The sequence below is a fragment of the Aeromonas tecta genome (assembly GCF_000820185.1).
In the GTDB taxonomy this organism is placed as follows: Bacteria; Pseudomonadota; Gammaproteobacteria; order Enterobacterales; family Aeromonadaceae; genus Aeromonas; species Aeromonas tecta.
In genome coordinates this window covers 255,531-280,395 of record NZ_CDCA01000022.1, presented here as the reverse complement: position 1 = coordinate 280,395, position 24,865 = coordinate 255,531, and the positions used below count along the sequence as shown (strand labels likewise).

The following is a 24,865-nucleotide window of genomic DNA, read 5'->3' as shown; positions in this document are numbered from 1 at the left end:
GTGGTGCGCCTCAAGTTGTCTGCGGGATCTCCCGCGCCGACAAGGCCCTGCGTCCCTGATTATCAAGGGGGAGCCTGATCGGTTACCCAAAGGGGCTCTTCGGAGCCCCTTTGTCATGGCTGCAGGGCCGAAAGGGGCAGGGCGAGTCTGTCATTTTCTTTCAAATGATCGGTAAACTATCCACAAAAGCTGTGGAAAAGTCTGTAGATTAGCGGTGTGCTCGGCGTTAGTTAGCTGATCTTAAAGGGATATTTAGATCTGATCCGAACTGGATCGCAAGTGTGCAATCGGTGGCGGCAGATGTGAGTGTTTGCTTATTCGGCAGGCCTTGCGGGGGCTGGTGTAGCGGCTCTGAATGAGGATCCAGAACGGATCCGGATTTGATCTCAGGGATCAACATTTGCCATCCATCATAAAAAAACCCGCCGGTAGGCGGGTTTTTTAACAGTGTCGGCATAGCGCGAGCTTATGCTTCGGCAGCCTCGGCCTGGGCGGCCTGGATACCGGTCAGGGCGATGGTGTAGACGATGTCGTCCACCAGGGCGCCACGAGACAGGTCGTTGACCGGCTTGCGCATGCCTTGCAGCATAGGGCCGATGGAGACCAGCTCGGCGGAGCGCTGTACCGCCTTGTAGGTGGTGTTGCCGGTGTTCAGGTCCGGGAACACGAACACGGTGGCTTTACCTGCAACCGGTGAGTTCGGTGCCTTGGACTTGGCCACGTTCTCCATGATGGCCGCATCGTACTGCAGCGGGCCATCGATGATGAGGTCGGGACGCTTGGCCTTGGCCAACTGGGTCGCTTCGCGCACCTTCTCTACGTCCGCGCCGGCGCCAGAGGTACCGGTGGAGTAGGAGATCATGGCGACGCGCGGCTCGATGCCGAAGGCGGCAGCGGAGTCGGCGGACTGGATGGCGATCTCGGCCAGCTGTTCGGCGCTCGGATCCGGGTTGATGGCGCAGTCACCGTACACCAGCACTTGATCAGGCAGCAGCATGAAGAAGATGGAGGAGATGAGCGACGAACCCGGCGCAGTCTTGATGATCTGCATCGGCGGACGAATGGTGTTGGCGGTGGTGTGCACGGCGCCGGAAACCAGACCGTCTACTTCACCACGTTCCAGCATCATGGTGCCCAGCACCACGTTGTCTTCCAGCTGCTCGCGAGCGACCACTTCGGTCATGCCCTTGTTCTTGCGCAGCTCGACCAGACGCGGCACATAGCGCTCGCGCACTTCCAGCGGATCGATGATCTCGACGCGATCGGTCAGTTCCACACCCTGTTGCTGTGCGACACGACGGATCTCTTCCGGGTTGCCCAGCAGCACCGGACGGGCGATGCCACGTTCGGCACAGATGGCGGCGGCCTTGATGGTACGCGGCTCTTCACCTTCCGGCAGCACGACGCGCTTGTTGGCCTGACGGGCCAGCTCGGTCAGCTGATAACGGAAGGCCGGCGGGCTCAGGCGACGAGAGCGGGTAGATTTGGCAGAGAGGGACTCTATCCAGTGCTTGTCGATGTGGCCAGCCACATAGTCCTGCACCAGTTCGATCCGCTCGCGGTCATCTTCCGGGATGTCGACGTTGAAGTTCTGCAGGCTGACGGCGGTCTGCCAGGTGTTGGTGCCGGTGATCATGATCGGCAAGCCGGTGGCCATGGCCTGTTGGCACAGGGCGATGACTTGCGGCTCCGGATGATAGTTGCCGGTCAGCAGCAGGGCACCCAACTTGACGCCATTCATGGCGGACAGGCAGGCGGAGACGATGACGTCGGAACGATCGCCGGAGGTCACCAGCAGGCTACCCGGACGGAAGTGCTCGATCATGTTGTGGATGGAGCGGGCACAGAAGGTCACGGTCTGCAGGCGACGGCTATCGAGCTCACCCTTGTGCAGGATTTTGGCAGCCAGATGCTTGGCGAGATCCTTGGCACGGGGGGCGATCAGCTGGGTATTCCAGGGGATGCAGCCCAGGATGCGCAGCGGGCTCTTGCCGAACACCTGCAGCACTTCCAGGTTATGAGCGGTGTCGGAGGTGTGGTGATGAGCCTCGAACATCTCGGTCAGATCAGGGCGGGTCACGCCATGCTCGTCAACCGGTGCGCCGACCTTGTTGATCACGCAACCGACGATACGCGGGTTGTTAACGCCACCGAAGTTGGAGCAGGCCAGCTCGATGCGCTCTTTGAGCTTCTGGCTGGAGTCGTTGCCCGGATGGGTCACGAACACCATGTCGGCGTCCAGCGCCTTGGCGACGTCGTAGTTCAGCTTGTTGGCAAACGGCTGCTTGTCAGTCGGTACCAGACCCTCGATCACCACCACTTCGGCGCCGCTGCTCTTCACGTGCTCTTCGAAGCGCGCGACGATCTCTTCCAGCAGGATATCGGTGTTGCTGGAGGTGATCATGTTCTCGGCGTAGGAGAGGGCGAACGGCTCGGGCGGGTTGATGTTGGCGGCGGCGCGGATCACGGCGGTGGAGCGCTCGGCACCGGTTTCACCCGGACGCGGCTGGGCGACGGGTTTGAAGAAGCTGACATTGACACCGTGACGTTCCATGGCGCGAACGACGCCAAGGCTCACGGAAGTTACGCCGACACCAGTGCCGACCGGGATGAGCATAATAGTGCGTGCCACTTATTACCCCTTGTTCATTTTTTGGGATCAGGAAAAGGCCGCCCTGGGGCGGCCTTGCTCTACAGCTAAATTATGCGCCAACCAGTTCCAGCGCGTCGTGGGCGATGACCCATTCTTCGTTGGTCGGGATAACCAGGGCTTTGGTGGAACCAGCCTTGGTGATCTCGCCACCCTTGCCGAAGCGTGCCTTCAGGTTCGCGTCGTGGTCGACGTCAAAGCCCAGCAGGCCCAGCTTGTTCAGGGTGATTTCACGGATCGGGGCGGAGTTCTCGCCGATGCCGCCGGTGAAGACCACGGCATCCAGACGACCGTCCATGGCGGCGGCGTAAGCGCCGATGTACTTGGCCAGACGGTAGCAGTACACGTCCATGGCGCGCTTGGCTTCTTCCTTGCTGTCGTAGTTGTCTTCAACGAAACGGCAGTCAGAAGTGACTTCGGTCAGACCCAGCAGGCCGGACTCTTTGGTCAGCATGGTGTTGATGTCAGCCACGCTCATGCCCAGCTTGTCGTGCAGGAAGAAGATGATGGCCGGGTCCAGATCACCGGAACGGGTACCCATCACCAGGCCTTCCAGCGGGGTCAGACCCATGGAGGTGTCGACGGACTGACCATTCTTGATGGCGCAGACGGAGCCGCCGTTGCCCAGGTGGCAGTTGATGATGTTCAGCTCGGACACCGGCTTGTTCAGCTGCTTGGCGGCTTCCAGGCTGATGTAGTAGTGGCTGGTGCCGTGGGCGCCGTAGCGACGGATGCCGTTCTCTTTGTAGAGTTTGTACGGCAGGGCGTACAGGAAGGCTTCTTCCGGCATGGTCTGGTGGAAGGCGGTGTCGAACACGGCAACGTTCTTCTCGGCCAGCTCTGGGAACACCTTCAGCGCGGCACGGATACCGATCAGGTGAGCCGGGTTGTGCAGCGGCGCGTAAGGAATGGCGGCTTCGATACCGGCGATCACGTCTTTGCAGATCCGCACGGAGGAGGTGAACTGCTCACCGCCGTGTACCACGCGGTGGCCGATGGCGATCAGGTTCTTGGACAGCTCGGGGTTGAGCGGCAGGATCTTGTGGACGATGAAGTCCAGCGCTTCCTGGTGAGCGGCACCGGCACCCAGATCGGCGCTGCCTTTCTCACCATTGAGCTTCCACTTGATGCGGGCGTCGTCGAGGCCAAAGCACTCGGCCAGGCCGGACAGCAGATCATCACCGGTGGTTGCGTCAATGACAGCAAACTTCAGGGACGAGCTGCCACAGTTAAGAACAAGAACCAGCTTACTCATGAATAAATCCTATCGCAGATTGGGTTGGGTTGGAGGATGTGCCGGACGCGGTGCGCCCAGAAACTTTCAACTTATCCTTATGAGGGTTGGCAATCTGTTGCTTGCCCCTTGTATAGTGATACAAGACCCGAAATCCAGACGTCCCTGACAGACCAACGGCGGGCCGTTGGCGTAAAAATTAGGCGCTCAAAGGATAACCTGATTGTTGAAAAATAACAAAGTCATCCTCAACCTTTGTTATTGAACCTCAAATATTGTCGAGGTTTTGCCGTTAATGCGTTCAAAAAGAGCTCGGAGGTAGCATGAGCATGAACATTTTTGGAACTAAATTACAGCAAGGCCGTCATTATATGACTCTTTGGCCACGCCGTCCCGAGCTTAATTCCCTGTTCCCCGAAAATCGGGTGATCAAGGCCACCGAGTTTGCCCTCAAGATCATCCCGGCCCTCGCCGTGCTCAGCGTCATGTTGCAGTTCCAGTTTGGCGAGCTGCATTACTGGCCGTCCGTGATGGCCTCGGTGCTGTTTCTGCTCAGCCTGCCGCTGCAGGGTTACTACTGGCTTGGCCAGCGTGCCGATACCCGGCTGCCTCCCTCCCTGGCCACTTGGTATCGGGAGATCAATGGCAAGATGAACGAGCAGGGCGGCCATCGACAGCTGGTGGCGCGGCCCCGTTATGAGGAGCTGGCCGATACCCTCAATGCCGCCTTCAAGCAGTTGGACAAATCCTTCCTCTACGAATAAGGCGAAGTAACCGTCGACAAATGGACAACTCCTTCCTCGACCAATGAGGCGAAGTAATCCAGCCGAATGGACAACTCTTGTCTCTACAAATACAGCTTCATCACTGCGAAAAGTACAGCTTCATCACTGCGAAAAGGCGCCCAAGGGCGCCTTTGTCATGTCTGGCCTCAGGCCGCCAGTACCTTGCTGATCTCCTGGATGGAGAGCTTGTACTGACGGGGGCACTGGCGCCAGGCCGCCAGCATGCGCTGGTATTTGTCACGCATGGCGATGTCGCTGGAGAGCTCGTCGCAGGGGCAGGGCAGCTCGGGGAAGCGCTTATCCACTTCCAGCAGGAAGCAGACATAGTCCGCCAGTTCCCGCTCCTGGCTGCGGCTGTAACCGTTAAAGTTCAGCCGGCTGGCGTTCACCTCGGCTTGCGCTGTGGCGTCGAGATTGCCCCAGGAGATGGCCAGTGCATGGTGCAGCTCCAGGGTGTCCAGCACCTCCTGGCAGGTGGCGAGATCCAGATGGCCGAAACTCTTCTCCAGCTCGAGGATCTGCAGGCAGTAGCCGCGCTCGACTATGGTGCTGGCCCGCTGGTAGAAGGGGGCCTTTTCCGGATTGAGTTTGGCCAGGATCTCGTACTGATTGCTCAGGATCAGGCGTTCGGTGTGGCTCATGTTCATGGGCTGTCTCACTGGAAAATGAATCTGGAGCCACGTTAACCCATATTCAGGATGAATTTTTTGATCTGGCAGGGGAGGTTGGCGAGAAAAGCGGGACCGGAGCCGGCCCTGATGTGCGCCATGGCGCCTGATGAGACGCGCCAACGCAGAGGGCCTGCAATGCAGGCCCTCTTTTGATAGCTAGATGAGTGATATCCAGACGAGCGCTTATTGGCCCTTGATCAGATCAAGCACCACCTGATGGTGATCACTGGTCTTGAACTTGTCGAAGCGATGGCTAACTTTGCCCTCTTCATCGATGAGGAAGCTCAGCCGATGAATACCATCATACTCCTTGCCCATGAACTTCTTCGGGCCCCAGACGCCGAACGCATCGGCGACCGCGTGGTCTTCATCGGCCAGCAGCCGGAAGTTCAGGTTGTCACGTTCCTCAAACTTCTTCAGGCGTTTGGCCGGATCCGGGCTGATGCCGAGCACCACCACGTTGAGAGCTGCCAGCTCGCTATTGACGTCACGCAGGCCGCAAGCCTGGGTGGTGCAACCCGGGGTCATCGCCTTGGGGTAGAAGTAGATGAGTACCTTCTTGCCGCGCAGGGAGGAGAGACTGACCTGATTGCCATCCTGATCGGAGAGGGAAAAGTCGGGGGCCTGGGTGCCCGCTTGTAGTGGTTGCATGGGGTCTCCGAACGCCGTCAGGCGTACTTGTGATTGACGAGAAACTCGAACGATTCAGCGCCCAGCTCACGACAGAACTCGGCGAAGGCCGCCTTGGAACCGCTCGCCTCGCCCTGCTTGGCAAGGTTCAGCTGAAAGCTGGCCTTGAGCAGGTTGAAGGGTTGCTGTTCAAGGGTCACAGTCTGCATGGCCTGGATGTCCCAGCCGTGGTCGCTGAAGAATTGGGTGCACTGGCTGACGATGCCGGGTTGATCCCGGATCAGCACATCGGCGCTGGCGCTGACGTCATATTGCAGGGAGTGGTGGCGCTCGGTGCGCTTCATCATGGTGATGAGATCCCACTCCTGGCTGCGCAGGGGCAGACTTATCTCGAGTTGCATCAGGCTGTTCCAGTCACCGGACAACAGCATGATGAAGGTGAATTCGTTACCAAAAATACCAAGACGGCTGTCGACAATGTTGCAACCGCAGCCACTGACGTGACGGGTAACTTCATTGACGATGCCAGGCCTATCCGTGCCGATGGCCGTTACGACCAGGTAGTGAGTCATAAATCGTCTCTCGTCCATTATTGCAAATGCGGTTGTCGCCAGCCCTGTGAATGGGCATGACGACCCAGCATGGGGCCATGCCCTGCTCGCGAACATGATTTTTTAGGGCGGATGGTATCACGGCTTGTCCCTCGCCTCCCTTGTTTTTCAAAGGGGGCAGCTTTACCATAACGCCCCTGAAAATCGGGAGAAAAATCCATGTTACGCGGTAGTATTGTTGCGCTCGTCACCCCTATGTTGGCCTCGGGTGAGGTCGATTGGGCCAGTCTGGCCGCTCTGGTCGATTACCATGTTACCGCTGGCACCAGTGCCATCGTTGCGGTGGGGACCACCGGGGAGTCGGTCACCCTGAGCGAGCAGGAACACATCAGCGTTGTGGAAAAAACCGTGGAATTTGCCGCCGGCCGCATCCCGGTCATTGCCGGTTGCGGTTCCAACAGCACCGCCCACGCCATTGCTCTCTCCCTGCGCTTCGCCGAAACTGGCGTGGTGGCGGGCCTCTCGGTTACCCCCTATTACAACAAACCCACCCAGGAAGGCCTCTATCGTCACTATTGTGCGATCGCCGAGGCTAGTGGTCTGCCTCAAATTCTCTATAATGTGCCCGGTCGCACCTGCTGCGATCTGAAACCGGAGACGGTGGCCAGGCTGGCCAAGGTGCCCGGGATCATCGGCCTGAAAGAGGCCACCGGCGATCTCAGCCGGACGCCGCTGCTGCGGGAGCTGTGCGGAGCGGATTTTGCGCTTTATAGTGGCGATGATGCCAGTGGATGTGATTTTATGCTGCAAGGGGGCGACGGAGTCATCTCAGTCACTACCAATATTGCGGCGGCCCAGATGGCCGACATGTGTCGTGCTGCGCTGACCGGCGATGCCGGGCGGGCTCATGACATCAACAATCGATTGATGCCGTTGCATCAGACTCTGTTCTGCGAACCGAGTCCCATCCCGGTGAAGTGGGCCTGTGCCCGGCTGGGATTGATGGCGACGGCGACCTTGCGTCTGCCGCTCACCGACCTCACCCCCGAGGGCGAACTGGCGATGACGCGAGCACTGACGACTGCGGAGTTGATGGCGAGTGTTTAAAGCAAATGGAAAGGGAAATACAGTGCGCCTGGTGCTGAGTGTAGCGACCGTTGCCGTGTTGGCAGCCTGTAGTTCACCCCAGGATCGCAAGATGGCCAACCGTGGTTTCGAGTACGAAGAGAACCGCCTCGAGGGCCGTGCCTTCGTCGTACCCGCCGGGTTGAGTACCCCCGCCTTTAACAGCAGTTTTGATATTCCGGCCCTGCCCGAGAGCAGTCGCGAGGGGGCCATCGGCGCCAAGGTTGACGTGCGTCCGCCCGCCCAGTTGCTGACCGTGGTGCCAGGCAGTCAGGTGGTGGCGAAAGCCAGCGAGCCGACTCTGGCCTTCTATGCCCTCAGCACCAGCCAGAGCGTGGAACGCGATACCTGGGCCTTCCTGATGAACTTCCTGGCACAGCATAAAGTGACCACAGAGAAGCTGGATCAGCAGAGTGGTGTGCTGCAAACAGGCTGGTTTGACAACACAAGTGCGCTGGATGGTTGGGCTGAAGAAGACGATGATTTCAAAATTCGTCAGCGCTACCAGTTCACTCTGCGCAACGACACTCAGCGCCACGCCGTCAACATGTCGGTACGGGTGCTGGATCACGAAGAGACCATCGACGGCGAGACCAGCACTGTGCTGACCCCGGCCGATGCCCAGCGTTACGCGACTCGCGCCCTGAACCAGTTCTCCCTCTATTACGACAAGCAGCTCAAGGCCCGCGAACAGCACAAGACCAACGATGGCATGGGTATGGAGCTGGGTCTGGACAACAACGATCTGAGTGCCTGGATCGTGGACGCCTCCTTCGAACAGGTATGGCGCCGCCTGAACCAGGTGCTGCCGGGCTACGGCTTCACCATCAAGGACACCCAGCAGTCTCTTGGCTGGATCGACGTCGAGTATGACGATCCGGGCAGCGAGTTCTGGAAGGCCAAGGGGGCCGAGCCGTTCAAGCTGGAGGAAGACAAGTATCGCTTCCAGCTCGGCGAGATGGCCGGAGGCAAGACCTCCATCACCCTGTTCGACAAGGACAAGAAGCCGGTCGCTTCCGGGGTCATCTCCCAGATGTACATCAGCCTGTCCGAGGCGTTTGCCAAAGGCTTGGCCGATCAGGCAGCAGCAAAAGCAGAATAGAAAACAGGGGCCTAGTGCCCCTGTTTTGTTTTATGAATTCCCATACAAACAGGGAGCCTAGCGCGCTTTTTTGTTAGATGAATTCCCCTCCCAAAGAGGGGCTGAGTGTTCTCGTTTCGTGATGTAAACCCCACCAGCAGGGGCTGAAGCCCCTGTGTTATTAGTCCCACAACAGGAAGTGTTATTAACCATGAGTCTTGCAGATCAAGTATTGGCGGTGAATGACGATTTACCGATCCGTACCGATAAACCTGTCCATTCCGGCAAAGTGCGCAGCGTCTACTGGTTGACCCCGGCTGACAGTGCCCGGCTCATAAGAGAGAAAGGCTATGATGTGCCGGCCGATGCGCCGCTCGCCATCATGGTGATCAGCGACCGTATCTCGGCTTTTGACTGCATCTGGCAGGGCGTGGACGGACTGAACGGCGTACCGGGCAAGGGCGCGGCGCTCAACGCCATCTCCAGCCACTGGTTCAAGCTGTTCAAGGAGAAGGGACTGGCGGACAGCCACATCCTGGACATCCCGCACCCCTTCGTCTGGATAGTGCAAAAAGCCCGCCCTGTGATGATCGAAGCCATCGCCCGCCAGTACATCACCGGCTCCATGTGGCGTGCTTACAAGGACGGTGAGCGCGATTTCTGCGGTATCCGCCTGCCGGAAGGGCTGAAGAAAGATCAGAAGCTGCCGGAGATCCTCATCACCCCGTCCACCAAGGGTGTGCTCAAGGGATTGGATGGCGTGCCGGAAGCCGATGACGTCAACGTCTCCCGCGCCGACATCGAACGCCACTGCCAGGGTTTCAACTTCAGCAAACCGGCCGACATCGACCGCTACGAAGTGTTGCTCAAGGAAGGTTTCAACGTGATCAGCGATGCGCTGACCGCGCTCGATCAGATCTTCGTCGATACCAAGTTCGAGTTTGGCTACGTCCATGATGCCGAAGGCCGTGAGAAGCTCATCTATATGGATGAAGTGGGCACCCCCGACAGCTCCCGTATCTGGGACGGCGCCGCACTGCGCGAGGGTCAGATCGTCGAGAAATCGAAAGAGGGCTTCCGTCAGTGGCTGCTCAATCATTTCCCTGATCCAGACATTCTGCTCAACAAGCACCGCATGCCGGAACGCTTCGCCCTGGCCCGTGACAACAAGCTGCCGACCGAAGTGATGATGGATATCTCCAACACCTACGTGGGGATCGCCGAGAAGATCATCGGCCAGCCGCTGGTGCGCTCCGCCAATCCGAAACAGGAGATCATCGAGGTGCTGCGCACTCAATACGGCCTTGTCGACTGAGGCTTGCCCTCTTTTTTTGTCGCCGGAAAACAAACGTTTGCTGGTGGCAAGAAGGGATAGCCGGGCACAGGCCCGGCTCGACAAACGGGCCCCATCATGGGGCCCATTTTTATTGGTGCGGGTTGAAGGGGTCTTAACCGTTGACCCTGAATACCTGACCGCTCTGTACCCCCAGCACTGACTTCTTGTAGGCCTGGGCCACCCGGGCGGCGGGCACCGGCACGAAGCCCGGGAAGAAATCGGCATACTTGTCCATGGATTCGACCAGCACGGTCGGACTCACCACGTTGATGCGCAAGCCTCGTGGCAGCTCGCAGGCGGCGGCCCGCACGAAGTGTTCGATGGCACCGTTGATGGTGCTGGCGCTGACGCCCCAGTTGATGGGCTCCTCGCTCAGAATGCCGCTGATCAGGGTGATGGAGCCCTTGTCATTGAGATGGGGGAGGGCGGCGCGGGTCAGTCTGATCTGACCCATCAGCTTGCTCTCGAGCCCCACTTGCCACTGCTCGTCCGTCATCTCGGGGAAGGGGGTGAAGGCGACGTTGCCACTGGCCACCACCAGGGCATCGAAGCGGCCTATTCCCTCACACAGGGCGGTGATGGAGGCGCTGTCCGTCATGTCTACCTGGGCATCTCCCTGGCTGTGGCCGACCCGGATCACCTGATGATCCTTGGCGAGCAGTTCACTGACGGCGGATCCGACGGTGCCGGAGGCACCCACAATTACAATTTTCATCTTGGTCACTCCTGTTTGGGATATTCAGGATTCTAGTCGACCTAAAAAGAAGAAAAAGCGCTTAACATAAACGCATTGTTTCCATATTGGAGTTAATCAATGGACGTTGCCCACTTGGCCAGCTTCTATGAAGTGGTAAAACGAGGCAGTTTCTCCGCCGCGGCTGACTCGCTGGAGGTCAGCAAGGGGATGCTGAGCCGTCACGTCAGCGCGCTGGAGGCCTCGCTCAATGCTCAGTTGTTGCAGCGCACCACCCGTCGTCTGAGCCTGACGGAGGCGGGCAAGACGCTCTACCTGCAGGCCGGACAGATCTTTGCGCTGGCCCAGCAGGCGGAGCAGGATATCCAGGCCCTGACCGAGGAGGACAGCGGCCGCTTGCGCTTCACCTGTCCGGTCAGCACCGGTGATCGCATGGTGAGCGAGTTGCTGGCCCGCTTCGCCGAGCTCTGCCCCGGGGTGCGGGTCGAACTCAATTTCACCAACGCCATGATTGACATGAGCGAGGGGGAGCACGACATCGCCCTGCGGGCCATGAGCCATGTGCCGGACAATCTGGTGGCCCTGCCGCTCGGCCGGTTGCGAGACGTGGTGGTGGCCAGTCCCGCCTTGCTCGTGCGGGAAGGGATCCCGGCCACACCTTATGAGCTCAGTGGCCGCACCTGCCTGCTGCAGGAGCACAATCCCGCCTGGGAGCAGTGGCATTTTCGCAAAGGGCTGGAAGAGGCCCTGATCCCGGTGCAGGGGCGGGTGCGGGCCAATCACTACAGCACCCTGCTGCAACTGGCTCGCGCAGGCATGGGCTATGCCAAGTGCCCGCTGATGCTGGTGGAAGCCAGCCTGGCCAAGGGGGAGCTGGTGGCACTGCTCGGGGAGTGGCAGACCAGTCTGCATCCGCTGAATGTACTGCACGCCCAGCAGCGGCGGGTGCCGCGCAAGATCCGGCTGTTCAAACAGGTGCTGGCCGAGTGGTTTGCCGAGCGGCCGCACTATTTGATCTGAATGGCTCAGCCCTCGGCCCCGTTATTTTTCTGTCATATCCGGCTGCTACCCTGCGCCCATCATCGCCATCAAGAGAGACAGGGAATGAAGCGTCAGCAGGGTTGGATTGGAGTCATGTTGTTGTGCAGCGGGGCGGTGCAGGCCGAGGTCGAGGTCACTGTGCCCAAGGATTTCCAGATCCTGGCGGTGAGCGCCGGCAAGGTGCAGGACGAGCAACATGCCGTGCTGGCAGATGGGCAGCAGCAGCTGCTGGTGCGCTATGAAGGGGTGATCCCGAGTCGCAACAGCAGCGACAACGACAGGGAGATCCGCTCCGAGCCCCAGGTGATCCGCTACGACGCCAGTCGCCAGTCGGTGCGCCTGCAGGCAACGGTCCCTCAAGATGAGAGCGGGATGGAACGCTACGCCAAGGCGCCGATGGTGACTCTGCAGGTGGCGGGCCAGCCGTTGGCCTTGCAACAAGACGAGCTGGTGGTCAACGGCATGCAGATTGGGATGGACTGGCATGCCCGGTTGGCGGAGTACAACCGTGGCACAGGCAGGGCAGTGCTGACGAAAAGCAGCGTGGCAACGGCGGTCGCGGTGGAGGCTGCGGCGCCGGTCGCCGCCAGCGAGCTGGAAGCTCAGTTGCAGCGGCTCTTCTTGCAGGCCGATCCGGCGCTTCGTAAGCGCTTCATCGGCTGGGCCGTGCCCCAGCTTTAAGTTTGGCGCCCGTTGCAGTAACGTGGGCACAGTCGTCAAACGACTTGCCCATCTTAGCCAACGAGGTGTTCATGTTTGAATTGCATCCCCGCCTGCAGGCGGATACCCAGTCCCTCGGGGATCTGCCGCTGTGCCGCGTGCTGCTTGCCAAAGACAGTCAATATCCCTGGCTCATCCTGGTGCCCCGCGCCCCCGGGCTGCGGGAGATCCACCATCTGGCTCCCGCGCAGCAGCAACAGCTGATGCAGGAGTCCTGCGCCGTCGCCAGCCTGATGGAGCAGGCGCTGAGCCCGGACAAGATCAACGTGGCGGCCCTTGGCAATATGGTGCCCCAGCTGCACCTTCATCATGTGGCTCGCTTCACCGCGGATCGCGCCTGGCCGGGTCCCATCTGGGGGGCTCATCCTGCCGTGACCTATGAGGTGCAAGATTTACGGATTGCGGCCGATAACTGGCGAGCCCGCTTGGCCACGCTGAGTGGATTCAGCCCGCTTCTTGACTGACAAGCTCGTCAAGTGAGAGGCGGCTCGCGGTTTTAGCGCCAGGATCACGCTATCTGTTAGCGTGACAACAAAGACAAGCCCATTTTCGATCCGCAGGAAGGTTCCATGATAGTAACAAGATCCGATGATGATGCCGTATTGACCACAGAGGATGTGCTGCTGAGCCTGTGCAATTCGGTCACGGGGGTATTGAGCGCGGCGAGTCAGAGCCAGGTGCGCTTCTCTGGCATGGTGCAGCGGATTAGCAAGACCTGCCTCAAGCCGGATATCGGCTGTTTCGTGCTGTTTGATGGCGGCTTTTCCGGCCTGGTGGTGATCAACTTCTCCGCCGCCGCGGCCATGGAGCTCTATCAGAGTTATATGCTGAGTATGGGGCTTTCAAAGGAAGATCTCGCTATCTCCCACACCTCGGACGAGGTGAGTAACGTCATGGGCGAGCTGATGAACCAGATTGTCGGTAGCTTCGTTGGCAAGGTGGGGCGCGAGTTGCAGACTCATATCACCCAGAACCAGCCCAAGATGCTGGCCCTGAACAAGCAGGTGATGTTGAGCGTGGATACCAACCTCGACAACCCCGAGACTCGCAGGGTCACCTTCTTCACCGCCAGCAACAACATCTTCTACCTGGAGCTGGCGATGGACAGGACAGAGTTCATCCGTCTGCACAACGAGGGGAGAGATCAGGAGGAGCTGGATCCCGATGCCCTGATCGCGCAGACCAAGCTGGCGGCGGCCAAGCCGGCTGCGGCAGCGGCGCCCGTTGCCAACGATCACGACGACTTGCTCAGCTCGCTCGGTCTCTGACGACGAGGCGCAAACAACAAGGCCACCCTGGGGTGGCCTTGTTGTTATTGAGCCCGGCAGAGTTAGAAGTTGTAGAGCAGGCCGGTGCTGAAGACGCTGGTCTGGGTATCGTAGAAGGCGATGTCGGAGTTGGCCTGGCTATAGGCCACAGTGGCGGTGGCGGAGAGAGCGCTGACCCCCAGCAGGTTGTGCCAGAAGAAGGTGCCGGTGAGGGCAAATTCGTCTGCGTCTGCGCGTTGGCCGAAGAGGGGATTCGCCTCGTCATACTCGCGCTTGCCGACATAGGCGTTACTGACGATGGACCACTGGGGGCCGCGCTTGGCATAGGTCAGCTGCATGCCCAGGTTGGTGAAGCTCTCGGCGCTGCCATCGAGCTTGGCCTGCTTGTAGAGGATGGCAGGCTCCAGTACCTGGCCATCGCTGAAGTGCCACTGGTAGGAGAGCTCCATGTCATGGACCTTGCCGTTGCGATCCAGCATGGGAGCGTATTGGGTGCCGTTGCGCTGATCGTACTGCTGACCACTGCGCTCCTCATCCAGCTCCACCTCCCGGCTGGTGAGGCTGCCGTTGAAGTTGCTGCCCCAGATCTTGTCCCAGGCGAAACGCACCCCCTTCGACTTGGCATCGGTAGAACTGCGATCCACCCCGGTGGCGAAGGGATCGCTCCACAGCTCGACCGGCATGGCGTTGAACACCACAGAACCCGCCACTATGCCCTTGTCGCCCATCTCCTGGCGGATCCCAAGCTGCTGGGTAAAGTCGAAGCGCAGCGCATCCTGAATGAGGTTGCCCAAAAATACCTGGGTGCGGGTATCGGCGAAGGTGTAGCGGATGTCGGCGTTGATGAGCGGCGCGAGCTCGTTCTCACGGCTGGGAGAGCCCAGGTTGTCGATGCGATTGTTGCTATCCCCGCCGGCATAGAAATTGGATTCATGGCTGACTGCGGTGGCGCCCCCCAGCAAGAAACCGGACCAGCCAGATTGCTTGGGAATGGCACCGAGATCGGCGTGGGCGGCAGTGGCGACCAGCAGGCCGAGGCCCAGCAGGATGGGATTTCGCATCGGTAAGACTCCTCACATAACGGGTAATGGCGGCGGCCACTCAGTTCGGATGAATAAGCTGAACTGGAGCTGACTGGCTCGTGGCGGGCATGCTACCCCAGCAGGAGTGTGACGTTAATCAATAATTTAAGATCTAACGGGCAAGTGTTCGGTGCGCCGTGCTGGTATTCTGTTTGCGCAATAGCGGGAGAAAATAACGAGATGAAGCAAATCAAATCCTGGGCGCAATACTATGTCGATCTGATGACCAAGCTCGGGCTGGTCCGTTTCAGCATGTTGCTGGCGGCGGGCATCATAGTGCTGGCGGTCTCCATCCAGATGGGGGTCACCCTGTTTTTGCGTGGCACCGTGGACATCGTCGACCTGGTGCGTTCGGTCTTCTTTGGCCTGCTGGTGACGCCCTGGGCCGTCTATTTCCTCTCCATCGTGGTGGATCAGCTGGAAGACTCCCGCCAGCGGCTGACTCGCATGGTGCGCAAGTTGCAGGACATGCGCGAGCGCGATCTTGAACTCAACAGCCAGTTGCAGGAGAACATCAGTCGCCTCAATGCCCAGATAGCCGAGACCAACCGCGCCGAGACGCTGCGCCAACAGGCGATCGAGGATCTCGAGAACGAGGTGTTCCAGCGCGAGAAGGCCCAGTTGCACCTGGGCGAGCGCACAGCCCTGCTGCGCTCCTTCATCGACTGCTCCCCTGATCTGGTCTACTACCGCAACGAGGAGGAGCAGTTCTCCGGTTGCAATCGCGCCATGGAAGAGCTGACCGGCCGGGTCGAGGCGGATCTTATCGGTCTGACCCCGTTCGATGTCTACAAGCAGGATATCGCCAGCAAGGTGGTGGAGACCGACAAGCAGGTCTTCGCCCAAAACGAGCCGCTCACCTATGAGCAGTGGCTGGAGTACCCCGATGGCCGCAAGGCCTACTTCGAGTTGCGCAAGGTGCCCTTCTTCGACCGCTTCGGCAAGCGGCTCGGTCTGCTCGGCTTTGGCCGCGACATCACCGAGCGCAAGCAGTACCAGGACAAGCTGGAGAAGGCGAGCCGGGACAAGACTACCTTCATCTCCACCATCAGCCACGAGTTGCGCACCCCGCTCAACGGCATCGTCGGCTTGAGCCGCATGCTGATGGACACGCCGCTGGACGCGAAACAGCATCAGCAGCTCAAGACTATTCACCTGAGCGCCGTGACGCTCGGCAACATCTTCAACGACATCATCGATCTGGACAAACTCGACCGCCGCCGGCTGGAAATCGCGCCGACCCGCATCGACTTGCCCGCCTTCCTCGATGAGCTGGAGACCCTGTCCCGCATCCAGGCGGAGCAGAAGGGGCTCTACCTGCATTTCGACAGGGATGGCGACATGCCGCAGTTCGTGATGGCCGACGGCACCCGCTTGCGCCAGGTGCTGTGGAACCTGGTGGGCAATGCGGTCAAGTTCACCGACGAGGGCGGGGTGACGGTACGCTGCCTCTCCCATGCGTCGGACGTACCGGGCAAGCTGGCGCTGCATTTCGAGGTGGAAGACACCGGGGTCGGCATTCCCCGCGCCCAGCAGGAGAAGATCTTCGCCATGTACTACCAGGTGCAGGGCAAGAAGCACGCCACCGGCACCGGCATCGGCCTCGCGGTCTCCCGCCAGCTGGTACAGGCCATGGGCGGCCAGCTCTATGTGGACAGCGATCCCGGCGAGGGTTCCTGCTTCACCGCCGAACTGGAGGTGGACTGCGTCGAATCTGTGGTTGCCGAGCCCGAGCAGGAGCTGCCGGCGCTCGACATCCTGCTGGTGGAGGACGTGGAGCTGAACGTCACCGTGGCCTGCGCCCTGCTCAACAAGCTCGGCCACCAGGTCAAGGTGGCACGGGATGGCACCCAGGCGCTGGCCATGGCCAACCCGGATGATTTTGATCTGATCCTGCTCGACATCCAGTTGCCGGACATGACCGGTTTCGATGTGGCGGCCCAGCTGCTTGAGCGTTATGGCGACAGCCTGCCGCCCATGGTGGCGCTCACCGCCAATACCACCGGCGATCGCCAGTACTACCGGGATCGTGGCCTGCAGGATGTGATCAACAAGCCGCTCGGCTCCAAGGCGGTACGAGAGGTGATTGGTCACTTGTTTGCAGACTTGGCCGATGATGAAGCCGATGAGCAGGCGGACGAGGGCAACCAGGATGAACTGCTGGACTTGCCCTTCCTCACCGATTACGCCAGCACGGTGGGTAAGCCGATACTGCTCTCCAGCGTCGATCTGTTCGAGAAGATGATGCCCGACTACATGGCGGTGCTCGATTCGAACATGATTGCCAGGGATCAGGCCGGGGTGGTGGAGGAGGCGCACAAGATCAAGGGGGCGGCCGGCTCCATCGGCCTGCGCCGTCTGCAGCAGACGGCCCAGCTCATCCAGAGCCCGGAGCATCCCGCCTGGTGGGAGAACGTGGAAGACTGGATTGAGACGCTGCGGCGGGAATACCCAGGCGACATCGCTCGCCTGCGTCGCTGGCTGCTCTCTTGAGCAGGCTCATCATCATCGCCAAGGAGATCTCATGTATCAGCGCCTGATCCCGTCCCTGCGAGTGCATTTCTGGGGGGAAGAGAGCCTGCTGGAGGCGACCGAGCAGGATCGTGCCCGCATCGTGCAAGCCGCGCCGGTGCGTCGCCTGCAGCAGAAGACCCAGGTCTTCCCGCTGGACGTGAAGGCCTCGGTGCGCAGCCGCCTCACCCATTCGCTGGAGGTACAGGAGACCGGCCGCCAGATCAGCCGCCGGATCCTGGCCCTGTTGCCCGCGGGCAGTGTCAATGAGGGGGCTTTTATCAATCTGGTGGAGATGTCCTGCCTGTTGCACGACGTCGGTAACCCGCCATTCGGTCACTTCGGCGAGCAGGTGATGAGCCAGTGGCTGGCGCAGGCGCTGGATGAGCTCTTTGCCAGCGCTCATGATCAGCTACCGAGCCCACAATGGGCCGAACTGCGCCAGGATCTGCTGGTGTTCGATGGCAATGCCCAGAGCCTACGACTGGTGCATAGCCTGCACGAGTTGAACCTGACCCTGGGGCAACTGGCCGCCCTGTGCAAATACCCGCAGCAGCCGACACCGGGTCAGCACTTTGGCCAACACCACGGCTGGGCCAGCAAGCGTGGCATCTTCTTTAGCGAGCAACCGCTCTATCAGTCCCTGAGCCTGAATCTGGGATTGGCGCCGGGCTGTCGCCATCCGCTGGTCTATATCATGGAGGCGGCGGATGACATCTCTTATTGCATCGCCGATCTCGAGGATGCGGTGGACAGGCGCATTCTCACCCTGAGCGAGCTGCAGCAGGCGCTGAAAAGTGCTGATGAGGGCGAGTACATGGCCGAGCTGCTGGCGCAGGCCACGGCTTCGGGTCGGGGTTTCTTCCCTCATTTTCGCCAGCATCTGACCCAGGACTTGATCGCACTGGCAGCCGCGACCTATGTGGGTGAACATGCTGCCATCCTGAGCGGCGCCTATCCTCAGGCACTCTTGCACGGCCAGGCACCGGCGGCGCGGGTACTCGATGTGCTCAAGCAGGTGGCCCGCGAGCAGGTATTCATGCGCTCCGAAGTGGAGGCGCTGGAGCTGGAAGGCTATGCCGCCCTGCGCGGCGTGCTCTCGACTTACGCCTGTCTGCTGGCGCTGCCGGTCTCCCAGTTCGAGCGGCTGCTGGCCGGCAAAGGTGGCAGCGAGCTGTTCTTCGCCCGCCGGCTGTTCCACCGGCTGTCGGCCCGCCATATCAAGGCGTACCGGCTGGCGGTGGCCACCGCAGATCCCCGTTTTGAGTCGAGCATGGAACAGGAGTGGTACTACCGGGTACGTTTGCTGCTCGACTACGTCAGCGGCATGACGGATACCTATGCACTGGAGGAGTTCCGGCTGCTGTCCGGGATCTGATCGGCCTCATCAGGCATCCCACCCATATGGGTGGGATGGATATTGCACAACATCTGGTGTTTTTCTAGACTGTGGCAACTTGTTCAACTTTCACTCGGTAAGGAGACGTATATGCAACATTCAATGCTCAACGTTGCGTTCGACCGCTGCATCGGCAGCGCGAAAACTCGTGCTCTTTATTTACCGCGTGGAGGGAACAGGTAACACCTGCCTTTTCATCACCCGCGGTTGTCCCGCAGGGTGATGTCCTCTCTCCGGGAGAACCGTATGTTCAACTGGAGAATATTATGTCTATCGAACTCGTCTTGCTGCGCACCGTCGAATCCATTGTTCAGAAACGGATCACCCGACTGGAGCGTCGCGTCAGCTATCTGCATCTCTCCCCTGCCATGTTGAAAGACATCGGTCTGGAAGGACAGAATGTGCAGATTTCCCATGTCCGTGAGCGGGAATATCAAACCGGCTTCCGGCTTGGGAATCGAATAACCTGATGACAGGGAGCTTGCTCCCCTGATGAGAACAAATGGCAGGCTTAGGCCTGCCATTTGTGTTTCTAAATGTCATCAAAATGATTTTTTAGTCGCACATTTAGCCAAAAACTCTATGATCACCCCCGGTCTGTACAGGAGTTATCCATGTTGTCTCGTTGCTTTCGCGTCATTCTGCTGTACTGGCTGGCTAGCTGTAGCCTAGTGGCGGCTGCCGACACTGTCCTGAGTCATGACCAGTTGGCACGGACGAAGCAGGAGTGGCTCGAGTCGCACAGCGAGCTGGTGGTGGGCATGCCTGCCGTTGATTGGCCACCCTATGTCTATACCAATGGTCGGGGTGGGTTCAGCGGGCCGCTGGATGATTTTGCCGAGCTGGTGGCGGGTCAGTTGGGGCTGACCCTGAGATACAAGAGTTATCCCGATTACGCCAAGGCGCAGCAAGCTTTGCTCAACGGCGAGGCCGATCTGCTGTTCGGCGTATCCCCGGAGCAGGCCCGGCAACCGCAGACGCTGCGGGCCCTGGACATCATGGGGGTGCCACGGGGGATCTTGCTGGCGCGTTCGCAACAGAACGTCTCTCTGGACGTGGCCAAGACCTGGCGCTGGGTGTGCATTCGAGGTTTCGGTGCCTGCGATGAGCTGATGCGGCTTGGGGTGAAACAGCGCAGCGAGGCCGACAGTGTCGATGAGGCTGCCTTCATGGTGAAGCGGGGGTTGGTGGATGCCTATCTGGCGGATCTGCCGACCCTGATCCGTCTGCAACACCTGCGCCAGCATGCTCAATTACAGGTCATCACCCCCTCCTGGGTGGTGGGTACCCAGCTGACCATGGTGACGACGGCCAACAACATGAGTTTGCAGGCACTGCTGCAACGGGTGCTGCTCGACATGCCCGATAACGAGCGGCGGCGTCTGTTGGAAACGGGCGGCGGCATCGATTTCGGTCAGGTGCATGGCCCACGCCAGAATATGTTTACCCAGGACGAATTGAACTGGCTGGCCCAGCACCCGACCCTGAAATATGGGGTCGCCCCCAATTGGCCCGCGGTGAGCGAGATAGACAAGCAGGGGCATTTACAGGGCTTTATCTCCGATCTGCTCAAGTTGATGAGCACGCGCTCCGGGTTGCAGTTCACCCTGGTGCCGACCCAGAGCTGGGCCGAGACCCAGGTGCAGTTTCAGGCGGACAAGCTGGACTTCATTCCCGCCATGACCCCGACCGACGAGCGCCGTCAGTCCATGCTGTTTACCCCGGATTATGCCTTCATCAATCGGGTGATCGCCTCAAGGCAAGGGGTAGCCGAACTCTCCAGCCTGGCGGAGCTGAAGGGGCGCCGGGTGGGCATGGTGGCGGGCTCGGTGGAAAAGGGCTTGCTGGATCAGCTCGGTGCCCTGCAGGTCAATGCCGGCAGCGACACCCTGCTGCTGCCACTGCTCGACAGCGGCCAGGCCGATTATGTGCTGATGAGCACGACCACCCTGGAGCAAGCGCTGCAAAAAGGCTTCAGCGATCGCTATCAGGTGGTCTTCTCCGGCAACGAGTTGCGGGTGCCCGTCGCCATGGCGGTGCAACAACAGGATCCCATGTTGCAGCAGATCCTGACCAAGACACTGCTCTCTATCCGGCCGGAAGAGCTGACCCGACTGGAGCACAAGTGGATGTCGCTGACTATCCAGACCGGGATCGATCCCAAGAAGGTGCTGCTCTGGTCTTCCCTCGGCGGGGGCATCTTCCTGCTCTGCGTGCTGCTGTTTGTTGGCTGGAATCGCACCCTGCGTCGTCAGATAAAGCAGCGCCAACAGGCCGAGCAGCGCCTGAACGAGCAGCTGACCTTCGTGCAGACCCTGCTCGACTCGCTACCCAACATGGTGGTGCTGCGGGACAAAAGCCTGCGCATTACCCTCTGCAATCACGCCTACCGTGACGCCTTCGTCAGCAGAGATGATGGCAATCCGCTCTACCTTGACAATATTCCCTCCCCCGAGCGGGTACGGGTGCTGCGGGAGGAACGGGAGGTGTGGCAGAGCGGCAAGGTACTGGAGGGGGCGGGTTACAGTCATCGCCAGGACGGTACGTCATTCCACGTTATTTACGCAAAACAGCCATACCGATCACCCAGCGGTGACATGTTGGGGGTATTGACTGTATTAACCGATGTTAGCCGCATAAAAGAAGCCGAGGCGCGGGCTCGCCAGGCGGAAATTCGTCTCACCCAGATCACCGACAGCATGCCCGGCATCGTCTATCAGTATCTGTGGCAGGGGCCGGGCCAGGGGCGCTTCCTCTATGTGTCGCAAGGGGCGAGTGAAATTCTGGGCAGCAGCGGTGAAGAGCTGTTGTCGGCGGAGTCGGGCGGTGAGGTGTTCGGTTTTACCGAGGCGGCGCTGCAAGACTTCGTCAGCAAGGTGGCCAATCACGCCGAAACCCTGGCGCCACTCGATCTGGAGGTCAAGGTCGAGCGCACGGAAGGGACCCGTTATCTGCAGGTTCGTGGCAGCTTCGTGCGCCAGGAAGAGGGCAACCTGATCCTCAACGGCGTCATTCATGACATCACGGCGCTCAAGCAGCAGGAGCACGAACTGCGGGAGGCGCGGGCCTCTGCGGAGCAGGCGATGCAGGCGCGCAGCCGCTTCCTCGCCACCATGAGCCACGAGTTGCGCACGCCCATCTCCGGCATGCACGGTATGCTGGAGTTGCTGCAGATGAGCGATCTCAATGACGATCAGCGTTACATGCTGCGCAACATCGGGACCTCGACCAACAACCTGCTCTATCTGGTCAACGATATCCTGGACTTTTCCAAGATAGAGGCGGGCCAGTTGCAACTGCATTATCACTCCTGCCGACTCACCTCGGTCATCTGCGATGTCATCCGTGGCCACGCCACCCTGGCCTATGGCAAGGGACTCAAGGTGAGCCTGGGATGGGCCGCCGAAGTGCCGGATCAGGCCAGCATCGACGCCATCCGGGTGGGCCAGGTGATCTCCAATCTGCTCAACAACGCGGTGAAATTTACCGAATGGGGAGAGATCGCCATTCAAGTCGGCTATCAGGCGAACCAGCTGGTGTTCGTGGTGAAAGACTCCGGCATCGGCATCGCCGAGGACAAGCTGGCGAACCTGTTTACCCCCTTCAAGCAGGTCGAGTCCGACATCACCCGCCGTTTCGGCGGGACCGGCCTTGGGCTCGCCATTTGCCATCAGTTGATCCAGAAGATGGGTGGCAGCCTGGAATTGCAGAGCCAGCCGAGCAGGGGAACCTGCGTCACCTTCAAGATCCCGTTGGCGGAGTGCCAGTGGGACGCGCCACCGCTGCTCGATCAGGATTGGTGGTGGCTGGGAGAGGATGCCGCCTTGCAGGCGACCATGACGCAGCTGGGGGCCAGGTTGCATCGGCTCGAACCACAGCAGTGGCGACAACCGCTGAGTGGCCGTTTGCTGGCGGAAGAGCGCCTGCTGGAGCAGGCCCTTGGCAGCGACTGGTCGCAGCATTTGCAGCAATCCGCACTCAAGGGCATAGTGCTCTCCCCGCAAGAGGCGCTGCGTGGCCGGATGGGCAGCGATGCTTGGTGGCGGCTGGGTCAGTCGCCGCTCTACCCTGACCTGCTACTGGAGACCTGCCGCCAGTTGGCGGGCGAGCGGGCCGCTCAGCCGGGGCACGCCCTGGTCGGCAAGTTGCAGGGGCGAGTGCTGGTCGCCGATGACCACCCCATCAACCGTGCCTTGCTGGCTCGCCAGCTCGCCATTCTCGGCATCGATGCCGAGCTGGTCGAGGATGGCGAGAAGGCGCTGCGCGCCTGGCAGGGGCAGCGATTCGCGCTGTTGCTGACCGATTGCCACATGCCGGTGATGGATGGCTATACCCTGACGAAGACCCTGCGGGCGGCGGGCGATTCGTCCCCCATCATCGGGGTCACGGCGGATACCTCGGAGGAGGCCAGCCGGCAGATGCAGCTTGCTGGCATGAACGACATGTTGTTCAAGCCCTACAACCTGGAGACCCTGCGCCAGACGCTGATGGGTTGGTTACCGGCCGCAACTGAACCCAGTGCGCCGGTGGCCGGCATCCCGGCGGCGAGCCGGGATCAGGCATCGAGCTGGCTATCTCTGTTTGGTGATGAGACGCTGTCTCGCAGCATGGCGCAGGAGTATCTGGACTCCAATCGGCAGGACAGCGAGGAGATGATGCGGGCGCTGGCACGCCAGGATACCCAGGCGCTGGTGGAGACCGCGCATCGCATCAAGGGCGCGGCCCGCATGGTCGGCCAATTGGCGCTGGCGACGGAGGCCGCGCAGCTGGAAGCGGCCGCCCGATTGAAACAGCTGGACCGGCTTGACGAATTGAGCCAGGCGGTACAGGGATTGATGGATGCTATTACAGGCGAAATTGGATTATGGCTCGATGAATAACAAGCAACATGAGTTGGTGATCATGGTGGTGGAGGATCACAACTTCCAGCGCAAGGCCCTGATGCACCAGATCAGCAGGCTCGGCTACGGCAACCTGCTGGAGGCGCAGGATGGCGAGGCGGCGTTGGAGCTGTGCCAGCATCATCAGGTCGATATCCTGTTTTGCGATCTGCGCATGCCCGGCATGGATGGCATGGCGCTGCTGCGGCGGCTCTCCCTTGGCGGATTCCGGGGCGGCGTCATTCTGTGCAGCGCGCTGGAAGACGATGTGGTCGATGCCGTGCTACGCATGAGCACGGCCTATGGCCTGCAGGTGCTGGGGCGCGTCGACAAGCCCGCCAGCCCGCAACACATCAAGCAGTTGATCGGTGCCTGGCGGCCCCAGCAGGAGCGGACGCAGGAAGAGGACAGCCACAGTTTGACGCCGGATGATCTCTGCCAGGCGCTGGAGCAGGATCATCTGCTGCCCTGGTATCAGCCCAAGGTGAGCTTTGGCACCGGTCAATGGACCGGCATGGAGGCGCTCGCCCGCTGGCAGCACCCCGAATATGGCCTGGTCTCCCCGGTGCATTTCATTCCCCTGGCGGAGCGTCACGGGCTCATCGATCAACTGACCGAGGTCATCATCAACAAGTCCCTGCGCGATGGCCATCTGTGGGAGCGCACCGGGCTCTCCCTCAACCTGTCGATGAACCTCTCCACCACCTCGCTCATCGAGGGGGATCTGTGCAACACCCTGCTCAGCCACTGCCAGCGCTGGAGCATCAATCCGGAGCTGATCACGCTGGAGGTGACCGAGAGCGCCTTCGTCAAGGATCTCGGCAAGTCGCTTGAGGTGCTGACGCGCCTGCGCATGCATGGTTTTGGGCTCTCCATCGATGATTTCGGCACCGGTTACTCCTCCATGCAGCAGCTGGCGCTGTTGCCCTTCACCGAGTTGAAACTGGACCGATCCTTCGTCGATCGCTGCTATGAGGATCCCTCCCGGCTCGCCATAATAGAGTCCAGCATCGAGCTGGCCCGCAAGCTGGGGCTCAAGTCGGTGGCCGAGGGGGTCGAGGATGAACCCACCTGGCAGTTGCTGGCCAGATTGGGCTGCGATCAGTGCCAGGGCTTCTTCTCCGCCCGGCCCATGCCGCGGGATGAATTGCGGGAGTGGCATCGCACCTGGCTCGAGCGATTGCCCACCCTGATCAAGGGCTGAATC

20 protein-coding genes are annotated in these 24,865 nt (G+C 60.3%); 13 read left to right on the top strand and 7 right to left on the bottom strand.

Going from position 1 to position 24,865, the window contains the following annotated elements; translation table 11 throughout:
- Window positions 1–466: 466 nt before the first annotated feature.
- Entirely contained in the window at window positions 467–2,632 is a 2,166-nt protein-coding gene (gene pta, locus BN1137_RS08340) for a phosphate acetyltransferase (RefSeq protein WP_050718156.1), read from the bottom strand.
- Between the two features lie 70 nt (window positions 2,633–2,702).
- The gene (locus BN1137_RS08335; protein ID WP_050718155.1) at window positions 2,703–3,905 is read right to left on the bottom strand and encodes an acetate kinase; all 1,203 of its coding nucleotides are present in this window, start codon (window positions 3,903–3,905) and stop codon (window positions 2,703–2,705) included.
- A 302-nt stretch (window positions 3,906–4,207) separates the two neighbouring features.
- Here BN1137_RS08335 and yfbV point away from each other — a divergent pair, with 302 nt between their 5' ends.
- A complete protein-coding gene (yfbV, locus tag BN1137_RS08330) occupies window positions 4,208–4,648 on the top strand; it encodes a terminus macrodomain insulation protein YfbV (RefSeq protein WP_050718154.1) in 441 nt (146 codons plus the stop codon).
- Between the two features lie 167 nt (window positions 4,649–4,815).
- On the opposite strand, the gene BN1137_RS08325 is transcribed toward yfbV, so the two are convergent.
- The 3 genes from BN1137_RS08325 to BN1137_RS08315 form a co-directional block, all read right to left on the bottom strand.
- Entirely contained in the window at window positions 4,816–5,316 is a 501-nt protein-coding gene (locus BN1137_RS08325) for a YfbU family protein (protein WP_050718153.1), read from the bottom strand.
- A 207-nt stretch (window positions 5,317–5,523) separates the two neighbouring features.
- Complete coding sequence (gene bcp / locus BN1137_RS08320; RefSeq protein WP_050718152.1) at window positions 5,524–5,991, bottom strand: thioredoxin-dependent thiol peroxidase; 468 nt, start codon at window positions 5,989–5,991, stop codon at window positions 5,524–5,526.
- 17 nt (window positions 5,992–6,008) lie between these two features.
- Complete coding sequence (locus BN1137_RS08315) at window positions 6,009–6,542, bottom strand: glycine cleavage system transcriptional repressor (RefSeq protein ID WP_050718151.1); 534 nt, start codon at window positions 6,540–6,542, stop codon at window positions 6,009–6,011.
- A gap of 198 nt (window positions 6,543–6,740) precedes the next feature.
- On the opposite strand from BN1137_RS08315, the gene dapA reads away from it, so the two are divergent.
- The 3 genes from dapA to BN1137_RS08300 all read left to right on the top strand — a co-directional run bounded on the left by dapA (window position 6,741) and on the right by BN1137_RS08300 (window position 10,042).
- Entirely contained in the window at window positions 6,741–7,628 is an 888-nt protein-coding gene (gene dapA, locus BN1137_RS08310; RefSeq protein WP_050718150.1) for a 4-hydroxy-tetrahydrodipicolinate synthase, read from the top strand.
- Complete coding sequence (gene bamC, locus BN1137_RS08305) at window positions 7,621–8,748, top strand: outer membrane protein assembly factor BamC (protein WP_157433676.1); 1,128 nt, start codon at window positions 7,621–7,623, stop codon at window positions 8,746–8,748. Before dapA ends, bamC begins: the two co-directional genes overlap by 8 nt.
- A 190-nt stretch (window positions 8,749–8,938) precedes the next feature.
- Window positions 8,939–10,042: a phosphoribosylaminoimidazolesuccinocarboxamide synthase gene (locus BN1137_RS08300; protein ID WP_050718148.1), complete on the top strand. Its 1,104-nt coding sequence runs from the start codon at window positions 8,939–8,941 to the stop codon at window positions 10,040–10,042.
- Between the two features lie 133 nt (window positions 10,043–10,175).
- On the opposite strand, the gene BN1137_RS08295 is transcribed toward BN1137_RS08300, so the two are convergent.
- Window positions 10,176–10,778: a short chain dehydrogenase gene (locus BN1137_RS08295; protein ID WP_050718147.1), complete on the bottom strand. Its 603-nt coding sequence runs from the start codon at window positions 10,776–10,778 to the stop codon at window positions 10,176–10,178.
- 99 nt (window positions 10,779–10,877) lie between these two features.
- Between BN1137_RS08295 and BN1137_RS08290 the strand changes: the two genes are divergently transcribed.
- The 4 genes from BN1137_RS08290 to BN1137_RS08275 all read left to right on the top strand — a co-directional run bounded on the left by BN1137_RS08290 (window position 10,878) and on the right by BN1137_RS08275 (window position 13,786).
- The gene (locus BN1137_RS08290) at window positions 10,878–11,777 is read left to right on the top strand and encodes a LysR family transcriptional regulator (protein ID WP_050718146.1); all 900 of its coding nucleotides are present in this window, start codon (window positions 10,878–10,880) and stop codon (window positions 11,775–11,777) included.
- Between the two features lie 84 nt (window positions 11,778–11,861).
- Entirely contained in the window at window positions 11,862–12,479 is a 618-nt protein-coding gene (locus BN1137_RS08285) for a DUF2057 domain-containing protein (RefSeq protein ID WP_050718145.1), read from the top strand.
- 71 nt (window positions 12,480–12,550) lie between these two features.
- Window positions 12,551–12,982, top strand: coding sequence for an HIT domain-containing protein (locus BN1137_RS08280; RefSeq protein ID WP_050718144.1), 432 nt, complete (start codon window positions 12,551–12,553; stop codon window positions 12,980–12,982).
- A 105-nt stretch (window positions 12,983–13,087) separates the two neighbouring features.
- Complete coding sequence (locus tag BN1137_RS08275) at window positions 13,088–13,786, top strand: DUF3334 family protein (RefSeq protein ID WP_050718143.1); 699 nt, start codon at window positions 13,088–13,090, stop codon at window positions 13,784–13,786.
- Between the two features lie 62 nt (window positions 13,787–13,848).
- Here the strand turns inward: BN1137_RS08275 and BN1137_RS08270 are convergent, their stop codons facing one another.
- The gene (locus tag BN1137_RS08270; protein WP_050718142.1) at window positions 13,849–14,847 is read right to left on the bottom strand and encodes a DUF2860 family protein; all 999 of its coding nucleotides are present in this window, start codon (window positions 14,845–14,847) and stop codon (window positions 13,849–13,851) included.
- A 201-nt stretch (window positions 14,848–15,048) separates the two neighbouring features.
- On the opposite strand from BN1137_RS08270, the gene arcB reads away from it, so the two are divergent.
- The 5 genes from arcB to BN1137_RS08245 all read left to right on the top strand — a co-directional run bounded on the left by arcB (window position 15,049) and on the right by BN1137_RS08245 (window position 24,862).
- Window positions 15,049–17,361, top strand: coding sequence for an aerobic respiration two-component sensor histidine kinase ArcB (arcB, locus tag BN1137_RS08265; RefSeq protein ID WP_050718141.1), 2,313 nt, complete (start codon window positions 15,049–15,051; stop codon window positions 17,359–17,361).
- Between the two features lie 31 nt (window positions 17,362–17,392).
- Window positions 17,393–18,757, top strand: coding sequence for a dGTPase (gene dgt / locus BN1137_RS08260; protein ID WP_050718140.1), 1,365 nt, complete (start codon window positions 17,393–17,395; stop codon window positions 18,755–18,757).
- A 287-nt stretch (window positions 18,758–19,044) separates the two neighbouring features.
- Window positions 19,045–19,248, top strand: coding sequence for a hypothetical protein (locus BN1137_RS21880; protein ID WP_083443403.1), 204 nt, complete (start codon window positions 19,045–19,047; stop codon window positions 19,246–19,248).
- 144 nt (window positions 19,249–19,392) lie between these two features.
- Entirely contained in the window at window positions 19,393–23,658 is a 4,266-nt protein-coding gene (locus BN1137_RS08250) for an ATP-binding protein (protein ID WP_050718138.1), read from the top strand.
- Window positions 23,651–24,862 (top strand): EAL domain-containing response regulator, encoded by a 1,212-nt coding sequence (locus BN1137_RS08245; protein WP_050718137.1) that lies wholly within the window; start codon window positions 23,651–23,653, stop codon window positions 24,860–24,862. The genes BN1137_RS08250 and BN1137_RS08245 overlap by 8 nt, the downstream gene beginning before the upstream one ends.
- Window positions 24,863–24,865 lie beyond the last annotated feature (3 nt).

Excerpts from the sequence above, each read along its gene's own strand:
- BN1137_RS08335 (WP_050718155.1), bottom strand. The coding sequence starts at position 3,905 with ATGAGTAAGCTGGTTCTTGTTCTTAACTGTGGCAGCTCGTCCCTGAAG.
- yfbV (WP_050718154.1), top strand. The coding sequence starts at position 4,208 with ATGAGCATGAACATTTTTGGAACTAAATTACAGCAAGGCCGTCATTAT.
- BN1137_RS08325 (WP_050718153.1), bottom strand. The coding sequence starts at position 5,316 with ATGAACATGAGCCACACCGAACGCCTGATCCTGAGCAATCAGTACGAG.
- bcp (WP_050718152.1), bottom strand. The coding sequence starts at position 5,991 with ATGCAACCACTACAAGCGGGCACCCAGGCCCCCGACTTTTCCCTCTCC.
- BN1137_RS08315 (WP_050718151.1), bottom strand. The coding sequence starts at position 6,542 with ATGACTCACTACCTGGTCGTAACGGCCATCGGCACGGATAGGCCTGGC.
- dapA (WP_050718150.1), top strand. The coding sequence starts at position 6,741 with ATGTTACGCGGTAGTATTGTTGCGCTCGTCACCCCTATGTTGGCCTCG.
- BN1137_RS08300 (WP_050718148.1), top strand. The coding sequence starts at position 8,939 with ATGAGTCTTGCAGATCAAGTATTGGCGGTGAATGACGATTTACCGATC.
- BN1137_RS08295 (WP_050718147.1), bottom strand. The coding sequence starts at position 10,778 with ATGAAAATTGTAATTGTGGGTGCCTCCGGCACCGTCGGATCCGCCGTC.
- BN1137_RS08290 (WP_050718146.1), top strand. The coding sequence starts at position 10,878 with ATGGACGTTGCCCACTTGGCCAGCTTCTATGAAGTGGTAAAACGAGGC.
- BN1137_RS08285 (WP_050718145.1), top strand. The coding sequence starts at position 11,862 with ATGAAGCGTCAGCAGGGTTGGATTGGAGTCATGTTGTTGTGCAGCGGG.
- BN1137_RS08280 (WP_050718144.1), top strand. The coding sequence starts at position 12,551 with ATGTTTGAATTGCATCCCCGCCTGCAGGCGGATACCCAGTCCCTCGGG.
- BN1137_RS08275 (WP_050718143.1), top strand. The coding sequence starts at position 13,088 with ATGATAGTAACAAGATCCGATGATGATGCCGTATTGACCACAGAGGAT.
- BN1137_RS08270 (WP_050718142.1), bottom strand. The coding sequence starts at position 14,847 with ATGCGAAATCCCATCCTGCTGGGCCTCGGCCTGCTGGTCGCCACTGCC.
- arcB (WP_050718141.1), top strand. The coding sequence starts at position 15,049 with ATGAAGCAAATCAAATCCTGGGCGCAATACTATGTCGATCTGATGACC.
- dgt (WP_050718140.1), top strand. The coding sequence starts at position 17,393 with ATGTATCAGCGCCTGATCCCGTCCCTGCGAGTGCATTTCTGGGGGGAA.
- BN1137_RS21880 (WP_083443403.1), top strand. The coding sequence starts at position 19,045 with ATGTCTATCGAACTCGTCTTGCTGCGCACCGTCGAATCCATTGTTCAG.
- BN1137_RS08250 (WP_050718138.1), top strand. The coding sequence starts at position 19,393 with ATGTTGTCTCGTTGCTTTCGCGTCATTCTGCTGTACTGGCTGGCTAGC.
- BN1137_RS08245 (WP_050718137.1), top strand. The coding sequence starts at position 23,651 with ATGAATAACAAGCAACATGAGTTGGTGATCATGGTGGTGGAGGATCAC.